At 61.7% G+C, this 23763-nt stretch carries 26 protein-coding genes, 1 tRNA gene and 1 pseudogene; 13 read left to right on the top strand and 15 right to left on the bottom strand.

Annotation, left to right across the window (positions count from 1 at the left end):
• Nucleotides 1-25: 25 nt before the first annotated feature.
• The 6 genes from trkA (at nucleotide 26) to MGMSRV2_RS05615 (ending at nucleotide 5327) form a co-directional block, all read left to right on the top strand.
• Complete coding sequence (gene trkA / locus MGMSRV2_RS05640; protein ID WP_024079390.1) at nucleotides 26-1402, top strand: Trk system potassium transporter TrkA; 1377 nt, start codon at nucleotides 26-28, stop codon at nucleotides 1400-1402.
• A gap of 1 nt (nucleotide 1403) precedes the next feature.
• Nucleotides 1404-2252: a D-amino-acid transaminase gene (locus MGMSRV2_RS05635; protein WP_024079389.1), complete on the top strand. Its 849-nt coding sequence runs from the start codon at nucleotides 1404-1406 to the stop codon at nucleotides 2250-2252.
• Nucleotides 2249-2917 carry an HAD family hydrolase gene (locus MGMSRV2_RS05630; protein WP_024079388.1) on the top strand — a complete coding sequence of 223 codons (669 nt, stop codon included), beginning with the start codon at nucleotides 2249-2251 and terminating at the stop codon, nucleotides 2915-2917. The genes MGMSRV2_RS05635 and MGMSRV2_RS05630 overlap by 4 nt, the downstream gene beginning before the upstream one ends.
• 80 nt (nucleotides 2918-2997) lie before the next feature.
• Complete coding sequence (gene hfq / locus MGMSRV2_RS05625) at nucleotides 2998-3252, top strand: RNA chaperone Hfq (protein ID WP_024079387.1); 255 nt, start codon at nucleotides 2998-3000, stop codon at nucleotides 3250-3252.
• Nucleotides 3253-3297: 45 nt separating this feature from the next.
• On the top strand, nucleotides 3298-4566 hold the full coding sequence (gene hflX / locus MGMSRV2_RS05620; protein WP_024079386.1) for a GTPase HflX: 1269 nt from the start codon (nucleotides 3298-3300) through the stop codon (nucleotides 4564-4566).
• Nucleotides 4563-5327, top strand: a complete 765-nt coding sequence (locus tag MGMSRV2_RS05615) for an inositol monophosphatase family protein (protein ID WP_024079385.1) — start codon at nucleotides 4563-4565, stop codon at nucleotides 5325-5327. Before hflX ends, MGMSRV2_RS05615 begins: the two co-directional genes overlap by 4 nt.
• Here the strand turns inward: MGMSRV2_RS05615 and MGMSRV2_RS05610 are convergent.
• The 5 genes from MGMSRV2_RS05610 to MGMSRV2_RS05590 form a co-directional block, all read right to left on the bottom strand.
• The gene (locus MGMSRV2_RS05610) at nucleotides 5324-6088 is read right to left on the bottom strand and encodes an SDR family oxidoreductase (RefSeq protein ID WP_041634120.1); all 765 of its coding nucleotides are present in this window, start codon (nucleotides 6086-6088) and stop codon (nucleotides 5324-5326) included. The genes MGMSRV2_RS05615 and MGMSRV2_RS05610 overlap by 4 nt on opposite strands.
• Before the next feature lie 11 nt (nucleotides 6089-6099).
• Complete coding sequence (locus tag MGMSRV2_RS05605; RefSeq protein ID WP_024079383.1) at nucleotides 6100-6732, bottom strand: hypothetical protein; 633 nt, start codon at nucleotides 6730-6732, stop codon at nucleotides 6100-6102.
• Nucleotides 6729-7526: a nucleoside triphosphate pyrophosphohydrolase gene (mazG, locus tag MGMSRV2_RS05600; RefSeq protein WP_024079382.1), complete on the bottom strand. Its 798-nt coding sequence runs from the start codon at nucleotides 7524-7526 to the stop codon at nucleotides 6729-6731. Before mazG ends, MGMSRV2_RS05605 begins: the two co-directional genes overlap by 4 nt.
• Before the next feature lie 81 nt (nucleotides 7527-7607).
• Entirely contained in the window at nucleotides 7608-8906 is a 1299-nt protein-coding gene (locus MGMSRV2_RS05595) for a nicotinate phosphoribosyltransferase (protein WP_024079381.1), read from the bottom strand.
• A 39-nt stretch (nucleotides 8907-8945) separates the two neighbouring features.
• Nucleotides 8946-9599 carry an NrtR DNA-binding winged helix domain-containing protein gene (locus tag MGMSRV2_RS05590; protein WP_041633461.1) on the bottom strand — a complete coding sequence of 218 codons (654 nt, stop codon included), beginning with the start codon at nucleotides 9597-9599 and terminating at the stop codon, nucleotides 8946-8948.
• A 184-nt stretch (nucleotides 9600-9783) separates the two neighbouring features.
• Here MGMSRV2_RS05590 and MGMSRV2_RS05585 point away from each other — a divergent pair, with 184 nt between their 5' ends.
• Both MGMSRV2_RS05585 and MGMSRV2_RS05580 read left to right on the top strand, forming a co-directional pair.
• Nucleotides 9784-10605: a cysteine hydrolase family protein gene (locus tag MGMSRV2_RS05585; protein ID WP_024079379.1), complete on the top strand. Its 822-nt coding sequence runs from the start codon at nucleotides 9784-9786 to the stop codon at nucleotides 10603-10605.
• A gap of 111 nt (nucleotides 10606-10716) precedes the next feature.
• Nucleotides 10717-11349: a trimeric intracellular cation channel family protein gene (locus MGMSRV2_RS05580; RefSeq protein ID WP_024079378.1), complete on the top strand. Its 633-nt coding sequence runs from the start codon at nucleotides 10717-10719 to the stop codon at nucleotides 11347-11349.
• On the opposite strand, the gene MGMSRV2_RS05575 is transcribed toward MGMSRV2_RS05580, so the two are convergent.
• From MGMSRV2_RS05575 to MGMSRV2_RS05535, 9 genes are all read right to left on the bottom strand, one after another.
• Nucleotides 11309-12100: an MBL fold metallo-hydrolase gene (locus MGMSRV2_RS05575; protein ID WP_024079377.1), complete on the bottom strand. Its 792-nt coding sequence runs from the start codon at nucleotides 12098-12100 to the stop codon at nucleotides 11309-11311. The two genes, MGMSRV2_RS05580 and MGMSRV2_RS05575, sit on opposite strands and share 41 nt — an antisense overlap.
• Nucleotides 12097-12873: a TatD family hydrolase gene (locus MGMSRV2_RS05570; protein ID WP_024079376.1), complete on the bottom strand. Its 777-nt coding sequence runs from the start codon at nucleotides 12871-12873 to the stop codon at nucleotides 12097-12099. The genes MGMSRV2_RS05575 and MGMSRV2_RS05570 overlap by 4 nt, the downstream gene beginning before the upstream one ends.
• The gene (gene metG, locus MGMSRV2_RS05565; protein ID WP_024079375.1) at nucleotides 12873-14429 is read right to left on the bottom strand and encodes a methionine--tRNA ligase; all 1557 of its coding nucleotides are present in this window, start codon (nucleotides 14427-14429) and stop codon (nucleotides 12873-12875) included. The genes MGMSRV2_RS05570 and metG overlap by 1 nt, the downstream gene beginning before the upstream one ends.
• 38 nt (nucleotides 14430-14467) lie before the next feature.
• On the bottom strand, nucleotides 14468-15547 hold the full coding sequence (locus tag MGMSRV2_RS05560) for a DNA polymerase III subunit delta' (protein WP_024079374.1): 1080 nt from the start codon (nucleotides 15545-15547) through the stop codon (nucleotides 14468-14470).
• Nucleotides 15544-16179 carry a dTMP kinase gene (tmk, locus tag MGMSRV2_RS05555; RefSeq protein ID WP_024079373.1) on the bottom strand — a complete coding sequence of 212 codons (636 nt, stop codon included), beginning with the start codon at nucleotides 16177-16179 and terminating at the stop codon, nucleotides 15544-15546. The genes MGMSRV2_RS05560 and tmk overlap by 4 nt, the downstream gene beginning before the upstream one ends.
• On the bottom strand, nucleotides 16179-17351 hold the full coding sequence (locus MGMSRV2_RS05550; RefSeq protein WP_024079372.1) for a D-alanyl-D-alanine carboxypeptidase family protein: 1173 nt from the start codon (nucleotides 17349-17351) through the stop codon (nucleotides 16179-16181). The genes tmk and MGMSRV2_RS05550 overlap by 1 nt, the downstream gene beginning before the upstream one ends.
• 22 nt (nucleotides 17352-17373) lie before the next feature.
• Entirely contained in the window at nucleotides 17374-18324 is a 951-nt protein-coding gene (locus MGMSRV2_RS05545; RefSeq protein WP_242410719.1) for a septal ring lytic transglycosylase RlpA family protein, read from the bottom strand.
• Nucleotides 18325-18397: 73 nt separating this feature from the next.
• Entirely contained in the window at nucleotides 18398-19390 is a 993-nt protein-coding gene (locus MGMSRV2_RS05540; RefSeq protein ID WP_024079370.1) for a lytic murein transglycosylase, read from the bottom strand.
• A gap of 65 nt (nucleotides 19391-19455) precedes the next feature.
• A complete protein-coding gene (locus MGMSRV2_RS05535) occupies nucleotides 19456-20241 on the bottom strand; it encodes a YdcF family protein (protein WP_024079369.1) in 786 nt (261 codons plus the stop codon).
• Nucleotides 20242-20382: 141 nt separating this feature from the next.
• Between MGMSRV2_RS05535 and MGMSRV2_RS05530 the strand changes: the two genes are divergently transcribed.
• The 4 genes and pseudogenes from MGMSRV2_RS05530 to MGMSRV2_RS22370 all read left to right on the top strand — a co-directional run.
• Nucleotides 20383-21009: a carbonic anhydrase gene (locus tag MGMSRV2_RS05530; protein WP_024079368.1), complete on the top strand. Its 627-nt coding sequence runs from the start codon at nucleotides 20383-20385 to the stop codon at nucleotides 21007-21009.
• 9 nt (nucleotides 21010-21018) lie between these two features.
• A tRNA-Ser gene (locus MGMSRV2_RS05525) sits at nucleotides 21019-21108 on the top strand.
• A 390-nt stretch (nucleotides 21109-21498) separates the two neighbouring features.
• Nucleotides 21499-21753: a hypothetical protein gene (locus tag MGMSRV2_RS20970; RefSeq protein ID WP_024079366.1), complete on the top strand. Its 255-nt coding sequence runs from the start codon at nucleotides 21499-21501 to the stop codon at nucleotides 21751-21753.
• A 158-nt stretch (nucleotides 21754-21911) separates the two neighbouring features.
• Nucleotides 21912-22058: pseudogene (locus MGMSRV2_RS22370) on the top strand (HepT-like ribonuclease domain-containing protein); the annotation flags it as partial.
• Between the two features lie 28 nt (nucleotides 22059-22086).
• On the opposite strand, the gene MGMSRV2_RS05515 reads toward MGMSRV2_RS22370, so the two are convergent.
• Nucleotides 22087-22272, bottom strand: a complete 186-nt coding sequence (locus tag MGMSRV2_RS05515) for a DUF6898 family protein (RefSeq protein ID WP_024079365.1) — start codon at nucleotides 22270-22272, stop codon at nucleotides 22087-22089.
• 198 nt (nucleotides 22273-22470) lie between these two features.
• Between MGMSRV2_RS05515 and MGMSRV2_RS05510 the strand changes: the two genes are divergently transcribed.
• Nucleotides 22471-23763 carry an O-acetylhomoserine aminocarboxypropyltransferase/cysteine synthase family protein gene (locus MGMSRV2_RS05510; RefSeq protein ID WP_024079364.1) on the top strand — a complete coding sequence of 431 codons (1293 nt, stop codon included), beginning with the start codon at nucleotides 22471-22473 and terminating at the stop codon, nucleotides 23761-23763.

Below are 23763 nucleotides of genomic sequence, written 5' to 3'. Positions count from 1 at the left end.
GCCGGGCATGGAGTAGGGGACGGATATGAAGGTTATCGTCTGCGGCGCCGGACAGGTGGGCTTCAACATCGCCCATTATCTGGCCAGCGAAAACAACGACGTCACGGTCATCGACCAGCGTCCCGAACTGATCCGCAAGATCACCGACACCGTCGATGTGCAGGCCGTGCTCGGCCATGCCTCGCATCCGTCGGTGCTGGAACAGGCCGGGGCGGGGGATGCCGATCTGCTGATCGCGGTGACCCAGTTCGACGAAGTCAACATGGTCGCCTGTCAGGTGGCGCATTCCCTGTTCAACGTGCCGACCAAGATCGCCCGTGTTCGTGCCCAATCCTATTTGCAGCCCATGTGGGCCAATCTGTTCACCCGCGACCACATGCCCATCGACGTCACCATCAGCCCGGAAATCGAGGTGGCCCGCGCCATCACCCGGCGCTTGCAGGTGCCCGGCGCCATCGACGTCATCCCCATGGCCGGCGACAAGGTGCGCCTGATCGGTGTGCGCTGCAACGAACAGACCCCGCTGATCAACACGCCGTTGCGGCAATTGACGGTGTTGTTCCCCGATCTCAACATCGTCATCATCGGTATCGTCCGCGACGGCAAGCCCATCGTGCCGACGGCAGAAGATCAGATGCTGGAAGGCGACGAAGTCTATTTCGTTGTCGACACCCAACAGGTGGACCGAGCGCTGGCCGCCTTTGGCCGCGAGGATTGCGCGGCGCGGCGCATCGTCATTTTCGGCGGCGGCAATATCGGCCTGTTCCTGGCTCAGCAGATCGAGGAGGCCCATCCCGGCGCCACCGTCAAGATCATCGAGATCAACAAGGAACGGGCCGAATACGTGGCCAAAAGCCTGCACCGCACGGTGGTGCTGAACGGCGACGTGCTGGACACCGAAATCCTGACCGAGGCCAACGTCGCCAATGCCGAAACGGTGGTGTCGGTCACCAATGACGACGAAACCAACATCCTGGCGGCGTTGCTGGCCAAACGTTACGGTGCCAAACGGGCCATGAGCCTGATCAACAAGACCACCTATAACGCCCTGATGGGACCTCTGGGCATCGACGTGGTGATCAGCCCACGGGCCATCACCGTCTCCAACATCCTGCAACACGTGCGCCGTGGCCGCATCCATGCGGTGCATTCCCTGCACGAGGGCTTCGGCGAACTGATCGAGGCCGACGCCCTGGAAACCTCGAGCCTGGTCGGCAAGCCGCTGCGCGAGGTCAAGCTGCCCAACGGCGTGCTGCTGGGGGCGGTGGTTCATAACGGCGCCATGATCAGCCCGCGCGGCAATACCGTGGTTCAGGCCGGCGACCGCATCGTCCTGTTCGCCGCCGCCGAGGCGGTGAAAAAGGTGGAAAAGATGTTCTCGGTCCGGCTGGAGTACTTTTAAGGTGCCGCGCGTCAGCTATGTGAACGGGCGTTATCTGCCCCACGCCCAGGCCACCATCCATGTGGATGATCGCGGTCATCACTTCGCCGACGCCGTCTATGAAGTCCTGCCGGTGGTCAAGGGCCGCCTTTGCCATCTGGATCAGCATCTCGACCGTCTGGAACGGTCCTTGGGCGCCCTGGCTATTTCCTGGCCGGTGCCGCGTCGGGTGTTTCCGCTGATCCTGAATCAAATCATTAGTCGGAACCGCCTGACCGACGGTTTGGTTTATATTCAGGCCAGCCGTGGCGCCGCCCCGCGCAATCACGCTTTCCCTCTGGACACGCCGTCCAGTCTGGTGGTCAGCGCCTGGCCCCATTCCGGCCCGGCGACCGCGCTGGTCGAACAAGGCGTGCGCGTGGTCAGCCAACCCGATCTGCGCTGGAAACGCCCCGATATCAAGGCCACCGGCCTGTTACCCAATGTGTTGGCCCGCCAATCGGCGCGCGAGGCCGGCGCCTCCGAGGCGTGGCTGGTCAACGATCGCGGCTTCGTCACCGAGGGCAGCGCCACCAATATCTTCATTGTCGCGCCCGATGGCGCGCTTTTGACCCACCCCGCCGACAATTCCATCCTGGCCGGGGTGACGCGGAGCAATGTCTTGAAGTTGGCCCGCAATTTGGGGCTGGAAGTGGGCGAACGCCCCTTTACCCTGGCCGAGGCCTTGCGTGCCCGCGAAGCCTTTATCACCGGCACCACCATGATGGTGATGCCGGTGGTGAAAGTGGATGAGAGCGTCATCGGCGATGGCTTTCCCGGCCCGATCACCCGCCGCCTGCGTGAACTTTATCAGGATTTGCGCCGTCCATGAGCCGACCGCACGCCATTTTGTTCGACTGGGACAACACCTTGGTGGATTCCTGGGACTGTATCCAAGCTGCCTATAACGGCACCTTCCGCCATTTCGGCATGCGCGAGTGGAGCCGCGAGGAAGTCGAACGCAATGTCGCCAAGTCGTTGAAGGATTCGTTTCCCGACATGTTCGGCGAAAACTGGATCGAAGCGCGCGACGTGTTCACCCGGACCTTCGAAGCCATCCATCTGGACTATCTGCGCCCGCTGCCCGGAATCGAGGATATGCTGCGGCGCCTGCACCAAGAGGGGCTCTATCTGGCGGTGGTGTCCAACAAACGTGGTACCTTCCTGCGCACCGAAGCCCGGGCCCTGGGATGGGACATCTGGTTCGGCGCCTTGGTCGGGGCCAGCGACGCCGCCGCCGACAAGCCGGCGGTGGACCCGGTGACCCTGGCCCTGGCCCCCAAGAATCTTCAACCCCAGATGCAAGTCTGGTTTGTCGGCGATTCGCCTATCGATATGCATTGCGCCGTCAATTCCGGTTGTACTCCGGCATTGTTACGGGCGGAACCCGCCCGACCGGGTGAGTTCGATGCCCACCCGCCGACTTATTACTTTCCCAGCCCTCAAACTCTTCTAAGCCGATTAGACGAACTATCGGTTCCCAAGCCCGCGATTTGATGATAACCAAGGGAATCTAGGGAGGTCTTCTCGAAGACCTACGAAGAACAATCTCGGGCAATAAGAACGGAACATCAACCATGTCCGCCGAAAAGTCGCAGAACGTGCAGGATGTGTTTCTCAATCACATCCGCAAGCAAAAGACCCCGGTTACCATCTTTCTGGTTAACGGCGTTAAATTACAAGGCATCGTCACCTGGTTCGACAATTTCTCGGTGCTGCTGCGCCGGGATGGCCATACCCAATTGGTGTACAAGCATGCCATTTCGACGGTGATGCCGTCGGCTCCCATTCAGCTGTTCGAGCCGCCCGTCAAGGACGGTGGCGAAGAATAAGTGTCTGAAAACACGAACGAAGGCATTGCCTCTCGTCAGCGGGCCATGGTCGTCCATCCGGCCATCAAGGTGGCCGATGGTGGCTTGCGCGATCCGCAATCGCGATTGGATGAAGCCGTCGGCCTGACCCAGGCCATCGATCTTGACGTGGTGGCCGCCGAGCTGGTTCCTGTATCCAAGCGGCGGCCCGCCACCTTGATCGGCAAGGGCGCGGTAGAGCGTCTGGCCATCATCGTCAAGGACCAGGACATTCAGGTGGCCATCGTCGACGGTCATCTGTCGCCGGTCCAGCAACGCAATCTGGAAAAAGAATGGGCGTGCAAGGTCATCGACCGCACCGGCCTGATCCTGGAAATTTTCGGCGCCCGCGCCCGCACCCGTGAAGGCTCGTTGCAGGTGGAACTGGCGGCGCTGTCCTATCAGCGCTCGCGGCTGGTGCGATCGTGGACCCACCTGGAACGTCAGCGCGGCGGCTTCGGCTTTTTGGGCGGCCCCGGTGAAACCCAGATCGAGGCTGACCGCCGCATGATCGGCGATCGCATCGTCAAGCTGAAGCGGGAGTTGGAAGAGGTCAAGCGCACGCGCGAGCTGCACCGCTCGGCCCGGCGCCGGGTGCCTTATCCCATCGTCGCCCTGGTTGGTTACACCAATGCCGGCAAGTCCACCTTGTTCAACCGCCTGACCCGGTCCGAGGTGCTGGCCAAGGACATGCTGTTCGCCACCTTGGACCCGACCATGCGCGGCCTAAAACTGCCGTCGGGCCGCCAGATCATCCTGTCGGATACGGTGGGCTTCATCTCGGACCTGCCGCATGAACTGGTCGCCGCCTTCCGCGCCACCTTGGAAGAGGTGCTGGAAGCGGACGTGGTCGTGCATGTGCGCGACATGGCCCATCCCGATACCGAGGCCCAGGCCTCCGACGTGGAACTGGTGCTGAAGGAATTGGGCCTGGGCGACATGGTCGATCGCGGCCTGGTCGAGGCCTTGAACAAGATCGACCTGCTGCCGGAAGGCGGGCGCGAAGGGGTGGTCAATCAGGCGGCGCGCAAGCCGACGGCCTTGCCCATTTCCGCCCTGACTGGGGCGGGGGTGGATGCCTTCTTGGCCTGTATCGATGAAAAGCTGTCGGAAAACCGCCTGATCATCGATGTCAGTTTCGATCTGGGCGACGGTGCCGCCATCGCCTGGATGTATCGGAACGGCGAAGTCTTGGAACGCAGCGACGACGATACACAAACCCATTTGAAAGTTCGCCTGGACCCGGCCAATATCCAAAGATACCAACAGATGCTGGCCAACGGGGGGATCGGGTGAAGGTTGATGTGGTCAAGGTTGCCGGCCTGATCCGTCAGGCGGCGGAAGCGGAGATCCTGCCGCGTTTCAAGAAGCTGAGCCGCGATCAGATTCGCGAGAAAAAGCCGAACCAACTGGTCACCGATGCCGATGTCATGGCCGAACGGCTGTTGACCCGGCTGTTGACCGAGGTCGTTCCCGGCGCGGTGGTGGGGGAAGAGGCGGTGGACGGCAATCCCGCCCTGCTGGAGGCCCTCAATCACCCCGGTGTGGTCTGGGTCATCGATCCGGTGGACGGCACCGGCAATTTCGCCAACAACAATCCGCGCTTCGCCGTCATCGTCGCCCTGGTGGTCGATGGCGTCACCGTCGCCGGCTGGATTCACGACCCCATCCCCAACCGGACGGTGATCGCCGAAATCGGGCAGGGGGCGTGGCGTGACGGCACCCGGCTGAAAGTGGCGGCGGAAGTGCCGCTGCCGCAGATGACCGGATCGGTGAAAAAACGCGGCAAAGTCGCCGATTGCGTCCTGCACGTGGCCCGGCGCGGCAGCGCCGCCCATGATTATCTCGATCTGGTCACCGGACGGCAGCATTTTGCCCATTTCCGCCGACTGATGCCGTGGGACCACGCCGCCGGTGTGCTGATCCATGTCGAAGCTGGCGGCCATGCCGCCATGCTGGGTGGCGAGGTCTATACCCCGGTGCTGCATGCCGATGGCCAATTGCTGCTGACCCCGGGGCCGGAAAGCTGGCGGCAACTGGCGCCGTTGGTGGATTAACCGCGAAACACCGTCAATCCGGCGGGCGCCTGTGACACCGGCATCAACTCGATGCGGTTGATGTTGACGTGGGCGGGTAGGGACGTCGCCCAAACCACTGATTCTGCTATATCTTCCGATGTCAGCGGCGTGGTGCCGTCATAGACCTTGGCCGCCGCCTCGGCATCACCCTTGAAGCGCACCAGTGAAAATTCCGACCCAGCGCACAGCCCGGGTTCGATATTGGTCACCCGCACCTTGGTCTTGACCAGATCGGCGATCAAATTCAGTGAAAACTGGGTCACCGCCGCCTTGGAAGCGCCATAGGCATTGCCGCCCGGATAGGGATAGGTGCCGGCGATGGAGGATATGTTGACCACATGGCCTTGATTGCGCTCGACCATGCCGGGCAGAACGGCGCGGGTGACATACATCAGCCCCTTGACGTTGGTGTCCATCATGGCATCCCAATCATCCAGATCAGCCTGATGCGCCGGTTCCAGCCCCAGGGCGAGGCCGGCATTGTTGACCAGAACATCGATGGCGGCAAAATCGGCGGGCAGGTCAGCAATAGCCTGTTGTACCGCCGGACGGTTGCGCACATCCAATTCCAGCAGGTGACACGGGACCGCCAACTCTGCCTGCAATTCACCCAGCCGCTCAGCCCGCCGCCCACACAGGATCAAGCGCGCCCCCAAGGCCGCATAGGCGCGAGCGATGGCGGTGCCGAAACCGGCGGTGGCACCGGTAACGAAAACGATGCGGTCGGTCCAATCGGCCATGGTGCGATCCTTCAAAGCGGGCGGTTGGGGTCGGGGTCGCGCAGCATCACCAAGGTGGGGGTGGCCGACAGCGCGTTTTCGATCTTCCAGATATAGACCTTGTACTGGCCATAGGGACGCACTTCGGTGGCATTGTGCCGCACCACATTGGCGTCGGTGGTGATGCGGAATTCACCTTCCATGCCGATGCCCAACTCGGCCATGCGCTGGGCATCACCGGACTTGACCCCGTTGGCATCGATGATGATGCTGCCGTCCTCATTGGATTTCAGGGACAACAGGCGGGCATCGCGGCGCAGGAACGAACTGAGCTGCACCTTACCCAGGCGACCCTGGCGCTCGAACTTGACGCGGAAGCGGCCCTTGCCGACGCGCTGGATGTCCTTGATGGCCGGATCGCGCACCAGATCCTTATAGATGTTGTCGTTCTTTTCCTGCTCGTTCTCGGGGGTGATCCGGCCACCGGCATAATCATGCATGATCGGTGCATAGATCAGGTCACCCTGATAGGTCAGGGCGTAGTCGCCATAACGCGACAGCCGCAATTCTCCCTTGAACTTGTCGGGGATATAGCAAGATGCCAAAGGCAAGGCGAGCAATGCCACGGTCAACAGCCGCAGCAGGGGCCGGATAGCGGCAATCATCGGCCATCTCCTTGGCGTTCCAGCATTTTGGCATCCAGCCACAAGGCTTCCATGGCCTCTAGCCCAGCTTCGCCGATGGGCTGGCCGTTGCTCTCAAGGCTTTTTTCGATGTGATTGAAACGGCGCACGAATTTCATATTGGCCCGGTTTAGCGCCCGTTCCGGGTCAACCGACAGCTTGCGGGCCAGATTGACGCAGACGAACAACAAATCGCCGACCTCGTCCTCGAGCCGCTCAAAGGCCGCATCGGCGTCGATTTCGGCTTTGATCTCCGCCACTTCCTCGGTGATCTTAGCGATCACATCCTTGGCTTCGGCCCAATCGAAACCGACGCGGGCGGCGCGGCCTTGCAACTTCAAGGCGCGGGTCATGGGCGGCAACGAGCGAGCGATACCATCCAGCACGCTGTCATGACCCTTGGCGGCGCGTTCCTCGGCCTTGGTCGCCTCCCAGGCGATGGTCTGGGTTTGGGCGTCGCGCTGTTCGGCGTCGCCAAAGATATGGGGATGACGGCGGATCATCTTGGCGGTGATGGCCCGGGCCACGTCGTCGAAATCGAAATCCCCGGCCTCGGCGGCCATGCGGGCGTGAAACACCACCTGAAACAGCAAATCGCCCAATTCATCCTTCAGCGCCGCCATGTCGCCGTGGTCGATGGCGTCGGCGACCTCGTAGGCTTCCTCGATGGTGTAGGGGGCGATGGTGGCGAAGCTTTGTTCGCGGTCCCAGGCGCAGCCGCGCACCGGGTCACGCAAGGTGGCCATCAGTTCAAGCAAATGGTCGATCGGGCGCATGGATAACTCGACAAGGAAACCGGGTCTTAGAATAAGGGCGGAAGCGCCGCGAGGCCACATGGATTTGTCTCTGCGGCGACCCTACACCACCACATCGCGGTGCCCCAGGCCAGCGCCACCGAAGATGGCCCGATAGCGGGCGACTTCCGCCGCCGGGCCGGTGGGTTTGGCCAGGTTGTCCGACAGCTTGATTGCCGGTCGGCCATTGGCCCTGGTCACCTTGCACACCAGACTGATGGGGGCAAGGTCGTCGGCGCCGCGCGGATGACAGCCACGGAAGTCGTTACCGAACAGCGTCCCCCAGCCGAAGCCCAGCCGGCAGCGGCCACGGAATGCCTTGTCCAAGGCCAAGATGTCGCCCACGTCGAGGCCGTCCGAGAACAGCACCAGCTTGCTGCGCGGATCGCGTCCCCTGGACGCCCACCAATCGATGGCCTCTTCGCCTGCTTCGAAGGGATCCTTGGAATCCACTCGCAAGCCGGTCCAGTCGGCCACCCAGTCGGGGGCGCCGCTCAGGAATTGGGTGGTGCCGAAGGTGTCGGGCAGGAACACCTTGAGCCGACCGTCATAGGTCTGCTGCCACAATTCCAGCACACGATATTGGCTGGCGCGCAATTCCGCCTCGGTCTCGGCCAGAGTGGAGAGGACCATGGGTAATTCGTGGGCATTGGTGCCGATGGCCTCGAGCCCCAGCTTCATAGCCAAGGCGACGTTGGAGGTGCCAAGAAAACCGTCGCCCAGATGGTCGGCAGCGGCCAGAAGCGCCCATTCCTGGTACAGGAAATCAGCCCGGCGCCGGGTGGAGAAATCGGCGATGCCGGTGATTCCGGCATCGGCCAGACGATCCAGCTTGCCCCACAGCTTGGCTTTGGCGCGAGAGTAGAGAACATCCAGTTCCAATTCGCTCATGCGGGCCAGACCGGCGCGGTTGCGCAGGGTGTTGACGATGGTGATGGCATAGACTTCCCACAACATCACCTCGGCCCATGGGCCGGAGAAGGTCAGCTCGTACTGGCCATCGACGACCTCGATCTCATATTCCGGCAGCCGTAAGGCGGAAAGCCAAGCCAGGAAATCGGGGCGGAAGATGCCTTCGGTACCATAGAAAGTGTTGCCGGCCAGCCAGATACGTTCCTGCCGGCCCAACTGCAAGGTCCGCACGTGGTCGAGCTGAGCCTCCAATTCGCGGCGCTCGACCATATCGGCCAGCCGCACCGTCCAGGTTCGGTTGATGAGCGAAAAAGTCACCGGTACCGCGGCAAAATGCCGGTGGATCAATTGCAGCATCAACAGCTTGTAGAAATCGGTATCGAGCAACGAGCGCACGATCGGATCGATGCGCCAGCGGCGGTCATAGGCGCGGGAAGCGAAGTTGATCATGACGGCGACTTCCGTTGGTGATGGGATTGGCCAAAACGGTCAAATGATCTGGTCGAACTCCATCAATGTTCGTTCGGCGGCCCGGTAAAGCTGGGCCGGGCGATGGGCGCCGTAGTGCTTTTCCCCCGGCACCGGAACGACGATGCCCTGGTTCTCGATCTTGCGGCGAAAGCTGACCTTGTTGATCCCGACCCCCATGACCTGCTGGTAAACGGCATGAAGCTCGTCGAAGGTGAATTTTTCCGGCAGCAGAAACGTGGGGAGGGATGAATAGGACGCCTTGCCCCGCAGCCGCCGTGAAGCGGTCGCCACGATTTGGTTGTGATCGAAGGGCAGGGCGGGCAATTCATCCACCGGTGCCAGCCGCAAGCTGGTGCCGACCAGTTCCGTCGCCGGCACCACGGCGTAATAGGCGACACTGAGCGACCACGCACGCGGGTCGCGGAACTTGCCGGAAAAGGTGCAGAGTTGCTCGAGGTAGGGGACGCGCAGTCCGGCCTTGCCGCGTAGAACGCGACGGGCGCAGGCCTCGGCGTCGTCGTCTTCGGTCACATGGATGTAGCCGCCGGGCAGGGCGAACACGCCGGGGAATATCTCGGAATCATCGGGCCGCTTGGCCAGCATCACGCAAAGCCGCCCCTCCGAGACGGTGAACAAGGCAACATCCACGGTCGCAATCGGCGTTTCGAACATCCCCATAGTTATTCCATGAGTGGTGTAATCGGAGGATGCTAGGGCTCCGCCATCAGAACCGCAAGTATAACATTGGCTGTTGACATGGATTAAAACTTAATCCAACTTCGGTTTATGTGTTTGGCCATTTTTGGTTTAACAGCCTGTTTCCCGCCCTGGCCGGGTTACCGGGAAGGAGATCGTCATGTCCGATCGCATTCGCCTGCTCATCATCGACCCGCAGATGGATTTCTGCGATGGACCGGCCAATGGCGCGCTGCCGGTGCCTGGGGCCTATGCCGACATGACCCGATTGGCGACCCTGATTGACCGCCTTGGGGGGCGGATAGGGGCCATTGATGTGACCATGGACAGTCACCACGCCCTTGATATCGCACATCCGACATGGTGGCAGAATGACATTGGTGAAAACCCGCCACCTTTCACCATCATCAGCGCCCAGGACGTCGCTGCCGGGCGGTGGCGGCCACGCAATTCGGCCTGGGGTCAGCGGTCGCTGGACTATGTCCGTAAATTGGAAGGCAACGGCAAATACGCCTTGGTGATCTGGCCGCCGCATTGCCTGATCGGCTCGTCCGGACATGCCGTCCAGCCGGAATTGTTCGGTGCCTTGCGGCGGTGGGAAGAACGCGCGCTCAGTCCGGTCAACTTCGTCGTCAAAGGCGCCAATCCGTTTACCGAGCATTACTCGGCAGTGGCGGCGGAAGTCCCCGATCCGGCAGATCCGGCGACGTCGCTGAACAGTGATTTGCTTGAAAGGCTGACGGATTGCGATGTCCTGCTGCTGGCCGGGGAGGCGCTCAGTCACTGCGTCAAAGCCACCGTTAGCGATATCGCCGATAACATTGACCAAGCGCATATCCACAAGTTCGTCCTCCTCACCGACTGCACCAGCCCAGTGCCGGCGATCCCTGGTGGACCGGATTTTCCCGCCGCCGGACAGGCCTTCATCACCCATATGCGGGCGCGCGGCATGCGGGTGTGCGCCAGTTCGGAATTTAATTGAAGCCCGAAGGACGAGGGGGCTCTCTCTTGTCCACCCCCGTTTGTCGCATAATATATATTATGACGCTACTGGGTATTGCATTTCCGCTGCCTTCATATCACTATATCAGCCATGACGCCCGTATCTGAAGCCATCGCCCAAATCTTTGCCGCCATCGATCTGATCGGTTTGGCGGTTTTCGCTATTACCGGCGCCTTGGTCGCCGCCCGCAAGGAAATGGACCCGGTCGGCTTCATGGTCGTCGGCACGGTCACCGCCATCGGTGGCGGCACCGTTCGCGATCTGATCTTGGGCGTTCGTCCCGTATGGATCGAAGATACCACCTATCTGGTCGTCAGCCTGGTGGCGTCGCTGGCGACGTTTTGGGCGGCCAAGCCGTTCACCCGCATCCTGCCCTTGCTGCTGTGGCTGGATGCCTTGGGTATGGCTCTGTTCGCCGTGGCCGGGACGCAAAAGGCCGCCGCGCTGCAAGCTCCGGTTCTGGTCTGCGTGATCATGGGGGTGATGACCGCCAGTTTCGGTGGGCTGATCCGCGATATCTTTTGCGGTGAAAAACCCTTGATGTTCCATCGGGAAATCTATGCCACCGCTGCGGCTGCCGGGTCCATGGTCTGGCTGGCGCTGCACCACTTTTCCACCCTGCCCGAGTTCGGACAGACGGTTCTGGCCATTGCCGCCGGCTTCGCCATACGCGGTGCCGCCATCATCTGGGGGCTGCATTTCCCCCAGTACAAGCCTCGATGATCAATCCGTCATGGGCCGGTCGCACGTGGGGCGGCAGGATATTGCACAAGGTGTCGTAGTCCAGGCTTGGCGTCATATGGGTCAAGATCGCCTGACGTGGACGGATACGCTCGATCCATCCCAGCACCTTGTCCAGATGAGCATGGGTCGGATGCGGATCATAGGTCAGACAGCCGACGATCCAGGTATCGATTCCGGCCAGGATGTCGAAGGACGTTTCGGGCAGTTCCACCGCATCGGTGGAATAGGCCAATGGGCCGAAGCGGAAGCCGGTGGTTCGGCAATAACCGTGATCCTGGTCGAAAGGAATCACCTCCGCCCCGCCCACAGAAAAAACCCCGTCGATGGGATACAGGTCCAGCAGGGGCTTGTATATACTCTGCCCCTCCCCTACCCCCCCGACCACATAGGGAAAACGGCTGCGGATACAGTCGAGAACCTCGGCGGTGGCGTGGATGGGCAGATGGGCGCGCATGGCCCGGTTGACCTCGCGCAGGTCGTCGATGCCGTGCATATGGTCGGCATGATCGTGGGTGTAGAGCACCGCCGCCAGCCGATTGATCCCGGTATCCAACAATTGTTCACGGCAATCGGGCGAGGTGTCGACCAAAATCGCCCCTTCCGGTCCATGGACCAGGATGGACGGGCGGCGGCGGCGGTTGCGTGGATTATCGGGATCGCAGGCCCCCCAGCCCCGGGAAATGCTCGGCACGCCGCCTGCGGCCCCGCATCCCAGGATGGTGGCTTTCATGGCCGGACCTTGGAAAACAGCGACAGAAAATTAGCGGTGCTGGCCGCCGCCAATGCCTCGGGGGAAATCCCTTTCAATTCAGCCACCTTGGCGGCGGTGTGGGCCACATAGGCCGGCTCGTTGCGCTTGCCGCGATAGGGGATGGGCGCCAGATAGGGGCAATCGGTTTCGACCAGCAAACGATCCAGCGGAACGCTGGCGATGACCTGCTGCAAGGCCTCCGCCTTCTTGAAGGTGACGATACCGGACACCGAGACATAAAGTCCAAGTTCAACAGTTAAATCAGCCAGTTGTTGGCCAGAGCTGAAGCAGTGGACCAATCCCGGAAACGCCCCCTTGGCCATTTCCTCGGTCAGGATTTGGGCCATGTCGTCATCGGCATCACGGGTGTGGATGATCACCGGCAGGCCGGTCCGGCGGGCAGCGTCGATATGGACACGGAAGCTGTCGCGTTGGCGGTCGCGCGGGCTTTTGTCGTAATAATAATCCAGCCCGGTTTCGCCGAAGCCGACCACCTTGGGGTGCTCGGCCAGGCGGATCAGGGTTTCGGCATCGGTGGCCGGTTCGCTGCCGGCTTCGTGCGGATGGATGCCGACGGTGCAATAGACGTCGTCAAAGCGTTCCGCCACCGCCAGAACCTGGGGGAACCGGCTGACATGGGTGTTGATGGTCAGCATCAACCCCACGCCGCCTTCGCGCGCCCGTTCCACCACCTGATCGAGTTCGTCGGCGAAATCGGGGAAATCCAAATGGCAGTGGCTGTCCACCAGCATCAATCGGCCCCCTGCTCTTCGACAAAGCGCGGAAAGACGCCTTGCGGCACCGGCAAGGGGGTGCCCGGCTTCAGGGCGTGATGCGAGCCGCACTGGGACAGATCGCGCTGATCGGCGGCGACGGCCAATTGATCCAGCAGCTTGGCCGAGCTATCGGGCATGAACGCCTGGGTCAGCAGGGCCAGATTGCGGATGGTTTCCGCCAGCACCCATAGCACCGTGCCCATGCGGGCCGGGTCGGTCTTTTTCAACGCCCACGGCGCCTGACGATCCACATAGCCGTTGGCGGCGCGGATCACCACCCAAAGTGCCTCCAGGCCTTCATGGAACAACTGGCGGTCCATGGCGTCGCGCAGCTTGTGCAGCAGGCCGTGGGCGGCATCCAGCATCTCGCGGTCGTCGTCGTTGAACGCGCCATGGGCGGGCACCGCATTGCCGCAATTCTTGCCGATCATGGACAGAACACGCTGCGCCAAATTGCCGTAATCATTGGCCAATTCGCTGTTCATGCGCATGACCATGGCGCGGTGGCTGTAATCGCCGTCATTGCCGAAGGGCACTTCGCGCAGCAGGAAATAGCGCACCTGATCCAGGCCGTATTTCTCGATCAGGCCCAAGGGATCGATGACATTGCCCACCGACTTGGAAATCTTCTGGCCTTCATTGGTCCACCAGCCATGGGCGAACACCCGATGGGCCGGCTTGATGCCGGCAGCCATCAGGAAGGCCGGCCAATAGACGGCGTGAAAACGCACGATATCCTTGCCGACCATATGCAGATCGGCCGGCCAATAACGGGCGTATGCGCCGTCCTGGTTGGGATAGCCGACGGCGGTAATGTAATTGGTCAGGGCATCCAGCCACACATACATGACGTGGTCGGCATCACCGGGGACCGGAATGCCCCATTTGAAGCTGGTGCGCGACACCGACAGGTCTTGCAGGCCACCCTTGACGAAGCTCATCACCTCGTTGCGACGCGATTGCGGCGCAACGCAATCCGGGTTGTCCTCGTACCATTGCAACAGCTTGTCCTGCCACGCCGACAGGCGGAAGAAATAGCTGGGCTCCTTCACCCATTCCACCGGCGCGCCGGTGGGGGCCAGCTTGCCGCCATTCGGGCCGGCGACAAGCTCGTCCTCGCCATAGAAGGCTTCATCGCGAACCGAATACCAGCCTTCGTAATGGCCCAGATAGATGTCGCCGGATTGCACCAGCTTGGTCCACAACGCCTGCACCGAGGCGACGTGGCGCGGCTCGGTGGTGCGGATGAAATCATCGTTCGAGCAGTTAAGACGGGCGGCCAACTCACGGAAATTGGCCGAGTTCATGTCGGCCAGGGCTTGCGGCGAAATCCCCGCCGCCTCCGCCGATTTTTCCACCTTCTGGCCGTGTTCGTCGGTACCGGTCAGGAACTTGACGTCATAGCCATCCAGGCGCTTGAAGCGAGCCAGGACGTCGCAGGCAAGCGTGGTATAGGCATGGCCGATATGGGGCTTGTCGTTGACGTAATAGATGGGCGTGGTCACGTAAAAGGTCTTCTTGGACCCGCTCATGATCGTCTCCTTGGTATTCTTGTTTCCATCGCCGGCGGTCAGGCGCGGGGTAATCTTTCAACGGCCAGGAAGGCCGTCAACAAGGCCTGCTTGCGATCCAGGTTGACCGCGTCGGTCCGGGCAAACAAGGCTCCGGTCTTTTCCCACAGGTCAAGCCAACGATCAAGGCTGGCGGCAGCCAACAGCCGCGCCATCAGTGCGGCTTCACCCGGCACCACCTCGGCCATGCCCCGGCCCTGACGCCCACCGGCGCGCACCAGACGGGCCAACCACCACACGGTCAATTCGGTCACCGTGCGCCAGGCGGTGTCGGCGTCGTTTTTGCCCACCCGTTCGGCGAAGCCGTGCAGTGCCGGGACATCCAGACGCGGCAAGGCCGACAGCAGGCCGATCAGATCGCGATAAAGGTCCAGCCCGCCCTCGGCGGCCAAGGCCAAGGCCTTACCCAAGCTGCCTTCGCCCAGATTGGCCAGGGCGGTCAGTTCGGCATCGGTCAGATCGGGGCGATTCCGGGCCAGCAATTGGCAAATGGTTTCTTGCGGCAGCGGATTCAATGCCAGCCGCCGACAGCGCGACCGAATGGTCGGCAACAATCGCCCCGGACTGTGCGAAACCATCAAAATCAACGCCTTGGTCGGTGGTTCCTCAAGAATTTTCAGAACCGCATTGGCGGCATTGCGGTTCATTTCGTCGGCGGCGTCGATCAGCACCACGCGCCAGCCGGCATCGGCGGTCTGATGGAACAGGTCGCCGATCTTGCGGACGTCGTCGATGACGATTTCCGTGCGCATCTTGGTTTTCTTATCGTCGGTGAAGCCGCGTTCGACCACCTTGAGGTCACGGTGGCCCTGGGCGGAAACCTGATGCACCACCGGATGAGAGGCGCTGATCGCCAGAGTATCGGGCGGCCCGCCGAACAGCACCCCGCCCTCGCCGCCACCGGACAGGACGAAACGGGCGATACGGTAGGCCAAGGTGGCTTTGCCGATCCCCTTGGGGCCGGTCAACAGCCAGGCATGGGCCATACGCCCGGAAGTCCAGGCATCGAGAAAATCCCGCTGCGCCTGGGCATGACCGATCAGATCCAGGACATCGCGGGGATGGGCGATCTCGGTCACGCCGAGAAGTCCAGCCGGGTGGTGATGGCGGCCAGGATATCCTGGTGCACTGTCTCTGGCGGACGGGCGGCATCGATCACGGCGCACCGCCTTGGCTCAGCGGTAGCGATAGCCAAAAAACCCTGGCGCAGCCGCTGGTGGAAGTCCAGGCCCATGCGCTCATAACGGTCCTCGGCGCCGCCGCGACCGCCGGCACGGCGCAATCCCTCTTCCACCGGTAAATCCAGGATCAGGGTCAAATCGGGGCGGAACCGCCCCATGGTCACCTCGACCAATTGCTCGATCAGGGCGCGGTCCAGACCGTGACCATAGCCCTGATAGGCCAGGGTCGAATCGGCGAAGCGATCGCAGATCACCCAGGCACCGCGCTCCAGCGCCGGCCATACCGTCTTGACCAGATGGTCACGGCGGGCGGCGCTGTGCAGCAGGGCTTCGGTACGGGCATCCCAGCGATCGACAGCGCCGCTGACCAGCAGGGTGCGAATGGCCTCGGCCCCGTCGGCCCCCCCCGGTTCACGCGTCAGCACCACCTCACGCTTCCGACCGCGCAGAGATTCGACCAGCAACCGCACCTGGGTCGACTTGCCGGCCCCCTCGCCGCCTTCAAAGGTGATGAAACGCCCGTCGGTCATCAGCGCTTGGGCCCCAACAGGATATGGCGCAGCGCCTCGGACATGCGTCCGGTAAAGCCCAGCTTGGCCACGTTGGCACCGGCCACCAGCGGCAATTCCACATTGGCCTGACCGGGCGCGGTGATCAGCAGCTTACCCAAGGTTTCACCCTTGCGGATGGGGGCGGCGATGGGGCCGTCGTAGACGGCGGTCACCTTCATCTCGCGCCGGGCCTTGCGCGGCATGGTTACTTCCAGCTTTTCGCCGGCGACCAGCGGCACGTTGGCGGCTTCGCCCAACCACACTTCGGCGTCGGTCACCATGTCACCCGGCTTGAACAGGGCGTAATTATCGAATTCGCGGAACGCCCATTCCATCAGCCGCGCACTTTCCTCGGACCGCTCCTTCATGGATTTCAAGCCGTTGATGACCATGATGATCCGGCGCTCGCCGCGCTTGACGGTACCGACCAGACCGTAACCGGCGGCTTCGGTATGGCCGGTTTTCAGGCCGTCGGCACCGGAGACGCCGTATAAAAGCGGGTTGCGATTGCCCTGGCGGATGCCGTTGAAGACGAATTCCCGCTCGGAATAAATGGGGAAGTATTCAGGAAAGTCGGAAATCAGGCGCCGGGCCAAGGTGGACAGGTCGCGCGCCGTGGTCAGGTGTTCCGGGTCGGGCCAGCCCGAGGCGTTGCGCAAAGTGGTGTGGAGCATGCCCAGGTCACGGGCCTTGCGGGTGGCTTCCTCGGCGAAGGCTTCCTCGGTGCCGGAATGGGCCTCGGCCAGCACGCTGCAGGCGTCGTTGCCGGATTGAATGATGACGCCGCGGATCAGATCGCCGACCTTGGCCGAAGACCCCACCGGCAGGAACATCAGCGAGCCGCCGGATTTGAAATGGCGCTTCCACGCGGTTTCCGACACCGGCAATTGGTCGTCCATCTTCCAACTGCCTTCCTTGAGCTTCTCGAATACCAGATAGGCGGTCATCAGCTTGCTCATGGACGACGGCACCATCAGCTCGTCGGCATTCTTTTCCAGCAAAATGGTGCCGGTCTTGTAGTCGATCAGGATGGCCTGACGCGCCTGGGTCTCGATGGTTTCGGCTCGGGCCGCGGCCCCGCCAAGGGTCAGAGCGGCGCAAACAAAGACAAAACGGGCCAGGGAAAACGGGGATTTCAACAACGCAATCATCCTTGAGGCTCGAAAAATAAGATCAATCGACGATGACGCGGGCATCTTGCTGCCCGGCGGCAATCACGCTTTCCAGCAAGCGGTCGGCTTCATCCACGTTGGTCATGGGACCAAAGCGGACGCGATACCAAGTCTTGCCCTTGACCGAAACCTGTTCGACATTGGGGCGACCGACCGCCGACAACCGGGCCGACAGCCTGAGCGCGTTGTCGTGGCGGCTGAACGAACCGGCCTGAACATAAATGCCGGTGCTGTGCACGGGAACCGACGACACTTCCTGCGAAGCCAACTTGCGTTCGGTCGCTTCCACCGCCGCCGCACTGCGCTGGGCCGAAGTATCGACCTTGGCGGCACTGGCGACAATCGGGCGCGATGGCTCGGAACTGCCGGGCGGCGGCAGACTTTCCGCCGTGACGCTGCCACGCGGGGCGGCAACGATTGCCGGCTCTTGCGGTCCACCCGATGGCGCCAGCTTGCCGGCCAGAACGCGGCTTTCCTCGGCCATGATCTCGACACGGACACGGGCGGTGCCTTGGCCTTCAAACCCCAACAACTGGGCGCTCCGCCGCGACATGTCGATGACCCGGCCATGGGCGAAGGGACCGCGATCGTTGACGCGCACCACCAGCGAACGCCCGTTTTCCAGATTGGTCACCCGGACCACTGACGGCATGGGCAAGGTCTTGTGGGCGGCAGAGACGGCGTTCTGGTCGAAAACCTCGCCGTTGGCGGTCAGTTTGCCATGAAAATCAGGGCCATACCACGAGGCGATGCCGGTTTCGTCATAGTCGAAATCTTCTTGAGGATAATACCACACGCCCTTGATTTGATAGGGCTTGCCGATCTTGTAGGTGGCCGCCGCCGAGGCGTTGGCCGGCGGCGGTTCAGAGGTGGCGCGCTTGGCGTAATGGCCGAACAGATTCATCTCGGCGCAGCCCGAAAGCATGGCGGCGGATAGGACGAGAACGGCCACACGCGTTCCGGCCCGCTGTCGCTTACGCATCATCTAGCTGCCCCAAATCTGTCTTACCCAAAGATGTTGTAGTCTACTTGCCGCCAATGCGCTCCGCAAGATGGCCGACGGCCAATGCGAAAAAGGTCGAGCGGTTCCACTTCAGCGTGGTGCGGAAATTGTCGTAAACCAGGAACGCGGCGCCATCGCCCCGATCGGGCATGACCAACGACGCTTCCAGATCGGCCTTGGGCAGCGGCTTGCCACCCGTGCTGGTCACCCCCAACTTGGCCCAATCCGCCAGCGGCTTACGGGTATCCAGACCGACCAGGCTCTTGTCGAAGCCCGCCGGCAGTTTCACCGCCCGGCCCCAGGTCTGATCTCCCTTCCACCCCGATTTGGACAGATAATTGGCGGCCGAGGCCAAGACGTCGGCCCGGGTGGTCCAAATGTCACGACGACCATCGCCATCCCAATCGGCAGCGAAACGCAGGAAGGATGACGGCATGAACTGGCATTGCCCCATGGCCCCAGCCCACGATCCCAGCATGCTGGCAGGGGCGATATGGCCTTCATCCAAAATCTGCAAGGCGTTCATCAACTCGCCGCGAAAATAGGTGGAACGGCGACCGTCATAGGCCAAGGTGGCCAGGGCCGAGACGACGGAATAACCGCCGGTGACCCGGCCATAATCGGTCTCGATCCCCCACAGGGCGACCACGTATTTGGGTTGGACACCGTATTCCCGTTCGATATGGGCCAGCACCGCATGGTTCTCGGCCAGCATCAACCGCCCCTTCTCCACCTTGGTCGGGCTGACCACCCGATCCATGTAGGTCTTGTAGGTCATGGTGAATTCAGGCTGGCGGCGGTCGAGCTCGATCACCTTGTCGATGTGCTCGACATTGGCCAGCGCCGTTTCCAGGGTCTCGGGGCGCATGCCCTTTCCCGCCGCCTCGGCCTTCACCCCTTGCAGGAAGGTGGCAAAATCGGGCACCGCCTTTTCCTGCGCCATGACCGGGCCGGCCAATAAGAGAAGCCCGCAGGCGAGGTATCCCGCTTGGGCCAGTTTAGCCAGGGTGGTCATGCTTTATCCCCAGGAATGGTGTCCAGATCCCCCTTTGTGCCACAATCCTTGTGGGGGCCGCAACCTCAGGGTCCGGGAAACATGGCGTGGGTCCACCCCCGCATCCGGTAATACAGCAAGCCCAACCATTCATGCAGGCCATTGCCGATATTGGAAAAGGCCGAGCCCAGGTCGAAGGCGAAGCCGCCCCCCTCCCCGGTGGTCAGGTAGTCGACGGGATAGGCGATCACCGGCCAATCCACGGCGGCGAAGGCCCCCATGGACCTGGGCATATGCATGGCCGAGGTCACCAGCAGCCATACCTCGCCGTTTTTGGGGGCCATCAATTTCTTGGTGTAGACGGCGTTTTCACGGGTATTGCGCGACTGATCCTCGAAAACGATGCCGCTGGTGTCGAATCCCAATTCATTGAGATAACGCCGCGCCACCGGCGCCTCTTTTTTATCCGGGGTGGTGACGCTGCCTGAACCACCACTGAACACCAGCCGCGCCTTTGGATAATGCCGCCCCAGCCAGATCAGGGCATTGACCCGTTCGACCGCACCGTTGGCGGCAACCTGATCCCGCGCGGCGCTCACCACCGGGTCGAGCGCGCCACCCAAGACGATCACCCCGTCTACCCGTTGTGGCAGGGAGGACGGGCCGGGAAAGCGGTTTTCCAGGGGCTGAACGAGAATCGCTGGCCAGGGCACGAAGGCGACAATTGCCAATCCCCCGACCAAGGCCAGCAGTAAGGGGCGCTGCCATGCTTTCCAACGGGTGAACCCCAGCAGGCAAAGCAAGGCCAGCAGAAGGAACAAAAGATTGGCTGGTGACGACAGCAGGCCGAACAGCTTGGAAAGCACGAACATGAAGGAAGCCTCATCCAACAATTACGGCAATGGGTTCCACCAAATGCGCATGGGTGTCAATCAAAGTCGGTGCAATCTGGGGGTGCTTTGTCACAGCGATCATGGTAAAGGGGTGCCGCGCCGACCATAGCGGAGGAATGCATGGACCAGATGATCGAAGGCTTTAAGCGGTTCCGCGACAATTATTTCGCTAAGAACCGGCCCTTGTTCGACAACCTGGCTCAGCAGGGCCAAACACCCAATGTATTGCTGATTGGCTGCTCGGATTCTCGCGTCGACCCGGCGATTATCTTTGATGCCCAACCCGGCGAAATGTTCGTTCTTCGCAACGTCGCCAACCTGATTCCGCCCTTTGCCCCCGACAACGGCCATCACGGTACCTCGGCGGCGGTGGAATTCGCCGTGCGCGGCTTGAAGGTGGGCCACATCATCGTCTTGGGCCACGCCCGTTGCGGCGGTGTCCGCGCCCTGATCGAAGGCAACCCCAACGACCAGTCCGACTTCATCCGCGGCTGGATGCAGATCGCGCGGTCGGCCCGCGACCGGGCCCTGGCCCTGACCCTGTCCGCCGGCCAACCCATCGAGGCGGCCCGGCGCATGTGCGAGCAGGAAACCGTGGCCATCTCGCTGGGTAACCTGATGACCTTCCCGTGGATCCGCGAACGGGTCGAGGCCGGCAACCTGATGCTGCACGGCTGGTTCTATGATATGGAAGACGGCCTGCTGTTCCGGCTTGACCCGGTGACCAACACGTTTCAGCAGGTGTGACGATAACGCGGATGGGTGGCCGAGTGGTTTAAGGCAGCGGTCTTGAAAACCGCCGTAGGTGCAAGCCTACCGTGGGTTCGAATCCCACCCCATCCGCCAGAACCTTAGGATTTCTGCGCCTTTTAGGCGTTTTCGGAAATCCTATCCATGTTCATACCCATGTTTTGATGCGCGCTCAATCTGATACGAAATGGCGTCTCAGGGCGTATTTTTTCTCTTGCTTCCTACAACCCCGAGGGGTTATGAACGAGGAACGCGAGAGCCATCCGCACCGCTTTGACCAGAGCGCAGAAAATAATGGTTTAGCCGAGGTAGCGCCTAGGCACGAGGACACGTTAGTCCGCCCCGTACATGGCTCGACAACCCCAAACGCAATTCATTGCGCGGGCGTCGTCGAGCCTTTTTGATTCAGGCCCACGTCACCGCGTTGACCGTGGAGTCTATTATGCTGCCCGCCTCCGCCTCGAACCATTCCAGCAGGATGTCGCCATGACCGATTTCACCGATGAAAAAATTCAGGCGACCTGGGAACTCGCTGAAAAAATCAATGATAACAACGTCGATCCGGCAACTCATCGGATGGTTGGGCTAAACCTCGCTACAATCATCCGTGACAAGTTCAATATCAAGGGGCGGGGCGGCTGGACGATCAAGGACGGGCGCCCTGAACAAATACTGACGCCCGGCCAAATCAAGGCCAAGGCTGAAAAGCAAAACAATCAACGTTTCCTGGAGTCCCGGTAACAGGGCACTGATCCTGGGAATGGTCGGAGTGCGCTGTCACCCACCCCACGCTGACGGCCCTCGTCAGGACGTGCGCCGTAAGGAAGGCATTGCGGGACCATAGCTGCGTTCTGGAATTTCGTCATCGCCGTTCTCTATAATTACGAAGAGGACCCCCGATGCGCCCGTCGGAAGGCGTTATCAGATACCGTGAGGCGCTGCAGGCCACCGCCGGACTCCGTGACCGCATCGTCCATGAATACTTCCGCACCAACACTCGGCGTATCTGGGATGTGGTGCAAGACGACCTTGATCCACTTGAAGCAGCCCTACAATCGGTCAGGCCGTTTCGCCCTAACTTCCCTGCTTCTTCGCCATCACGTATTGCAGCTTGCGCAAGGCGGTCTGCTTCAACATGGCCTCGCCCGCCTTGGGATCGCCGGCAATGGTGACCTCGGTCCCGGTCACCGAATCGATGGCGGAAACCCGCATATAGCTGCCGATGCGGCGGAACTCGAAATACACTTCCCTGCCCGTCATGCCACTGTCTCCGAACCGTCCTGGTCGCATTGTAATGCCGGCGTTTCGCCCTGCATAGATACCCACTCTATTTCACATATGATTACTGGTTAATATAATCCAGCCAACTTGACACACTTAATCGGCAGTGTTCAACTTCCGCCCCACGATTACCGGCCCACTGGGGTGGGCGTATATTCAAAAAGGGATGACACAGGCATGGCCATCAACAGCAAAAACCCGGAAACCATCGTTCTCCACGCTGGCTGGCGCGCCGATCCCACCACCGGGTCGGTGGCGGTTCCCATCCACCAGACCACGTCCTATCTGTTCCGCGATACCGACCATGCCGCCAATCTGTTCGCGCTGTCGGAGTTGGGCAATATCTATACCCGCATCATGAACCCGACCCAGGACGTGCTGGAACAGCGCATCACCGCCCTGGAAGGTGGCGTCGCCGCCCTGGCCACCTCGTCCGGCCAAGCCGCCAGCACCTTCGCGGTGACCAATCTGTGCCAGGCGGGCGACAATTTCGTCACCTCCACCGATCTGTACGGCGGCACCTGGAACCTGTTCGCCAATACCTTGAAGCAGTTCGGTATCGAAGCCCGCTTCGTCGACCCGACCGACCCCGAGGCCTTTGTCCGCGCCACCGACGACAAGACCCGCTGCTGGTATGCCGAGACCCTGCCCAATCCCAAGCTGCAGGCCTTCCCCATCAAGGAAGTGGCGGCGCTGGCGGAAAAGACCGGCGTGCCGTTGATCATGGACAATACCGCCTGCCCGGTTCTGTGCCGCCCGATCGAGCATGGCGCCCATATCGTCGTCTATTCCACCACCAAGTTCATCGGCGGTCACGGCACCTCCATCGGCGGCATGATCGTCGATTCCGGTAAGTTCGACTGGGAAAAGCATGGCGCCCGTTTCCCGCTGCTGACCCAGCCCGATGCCAGCTATCACGGCGCGGTGTGGACCGAGGCGGTGAAGCCCCTGGGCCCCATCGCCTACATCATCCGTGCCCGTGTCATCCTGCAGCGCGATATCGGCGCCGCCATGAGCCCGCTGAACGCCTTCCAGTTCATCCAAGGCCTGGAAACCCTGCCCTTGCGCATGCGTGTGCATTCCGACAACGCCGCCGCCGTCGCCCTGTGGCTGACCAAGCACCCCAAGGTGGAAAAGGTGATCTATCCCGGCGTCATGCAGGGCGAAAGCCGTCGCCGCGCCGATGCCATCTTGAAGCATGGTTACGGCGCCCTGTTGGGCTTTGAACTGAAGGGCGGGGCCGAGGCCGGCAAGCGCTTCATCAACAAGCTGGAAATGTTCTATCACGTCGCCAATATCGGCGATGCCCGCTCGCTGGCCATCCACCCGGCCAGCACCACTCATTCCCAGTTGTCGGATGCCGACAAGCTGGCCACCGGCGTCACTCCCGGCTATGTCCGCCTGTCGGTCGGGCTGGAGCACATCGACGACATCCTGGCCGACCTGACCCAGGCCTTGGACGCCGCCTGA

Origin of the sequence: Magnetospirillum gryphiswaldense MSR-1 v2, assembly GCF_000513295.1 — a bacterium.
Lineage (GTDB): Bacteria > Pseudomonadota > Alphaproteobacteria > Rhodospirillales > Magnetospirillaceae > Magnetospirillum > Magnetospirillum gryphiswaldense.
The sequence above is the reverse complement of the archived record's forward strand: the minus strand, read 5'-3'. Positions and strand labels throughout refer to the sequence as shown.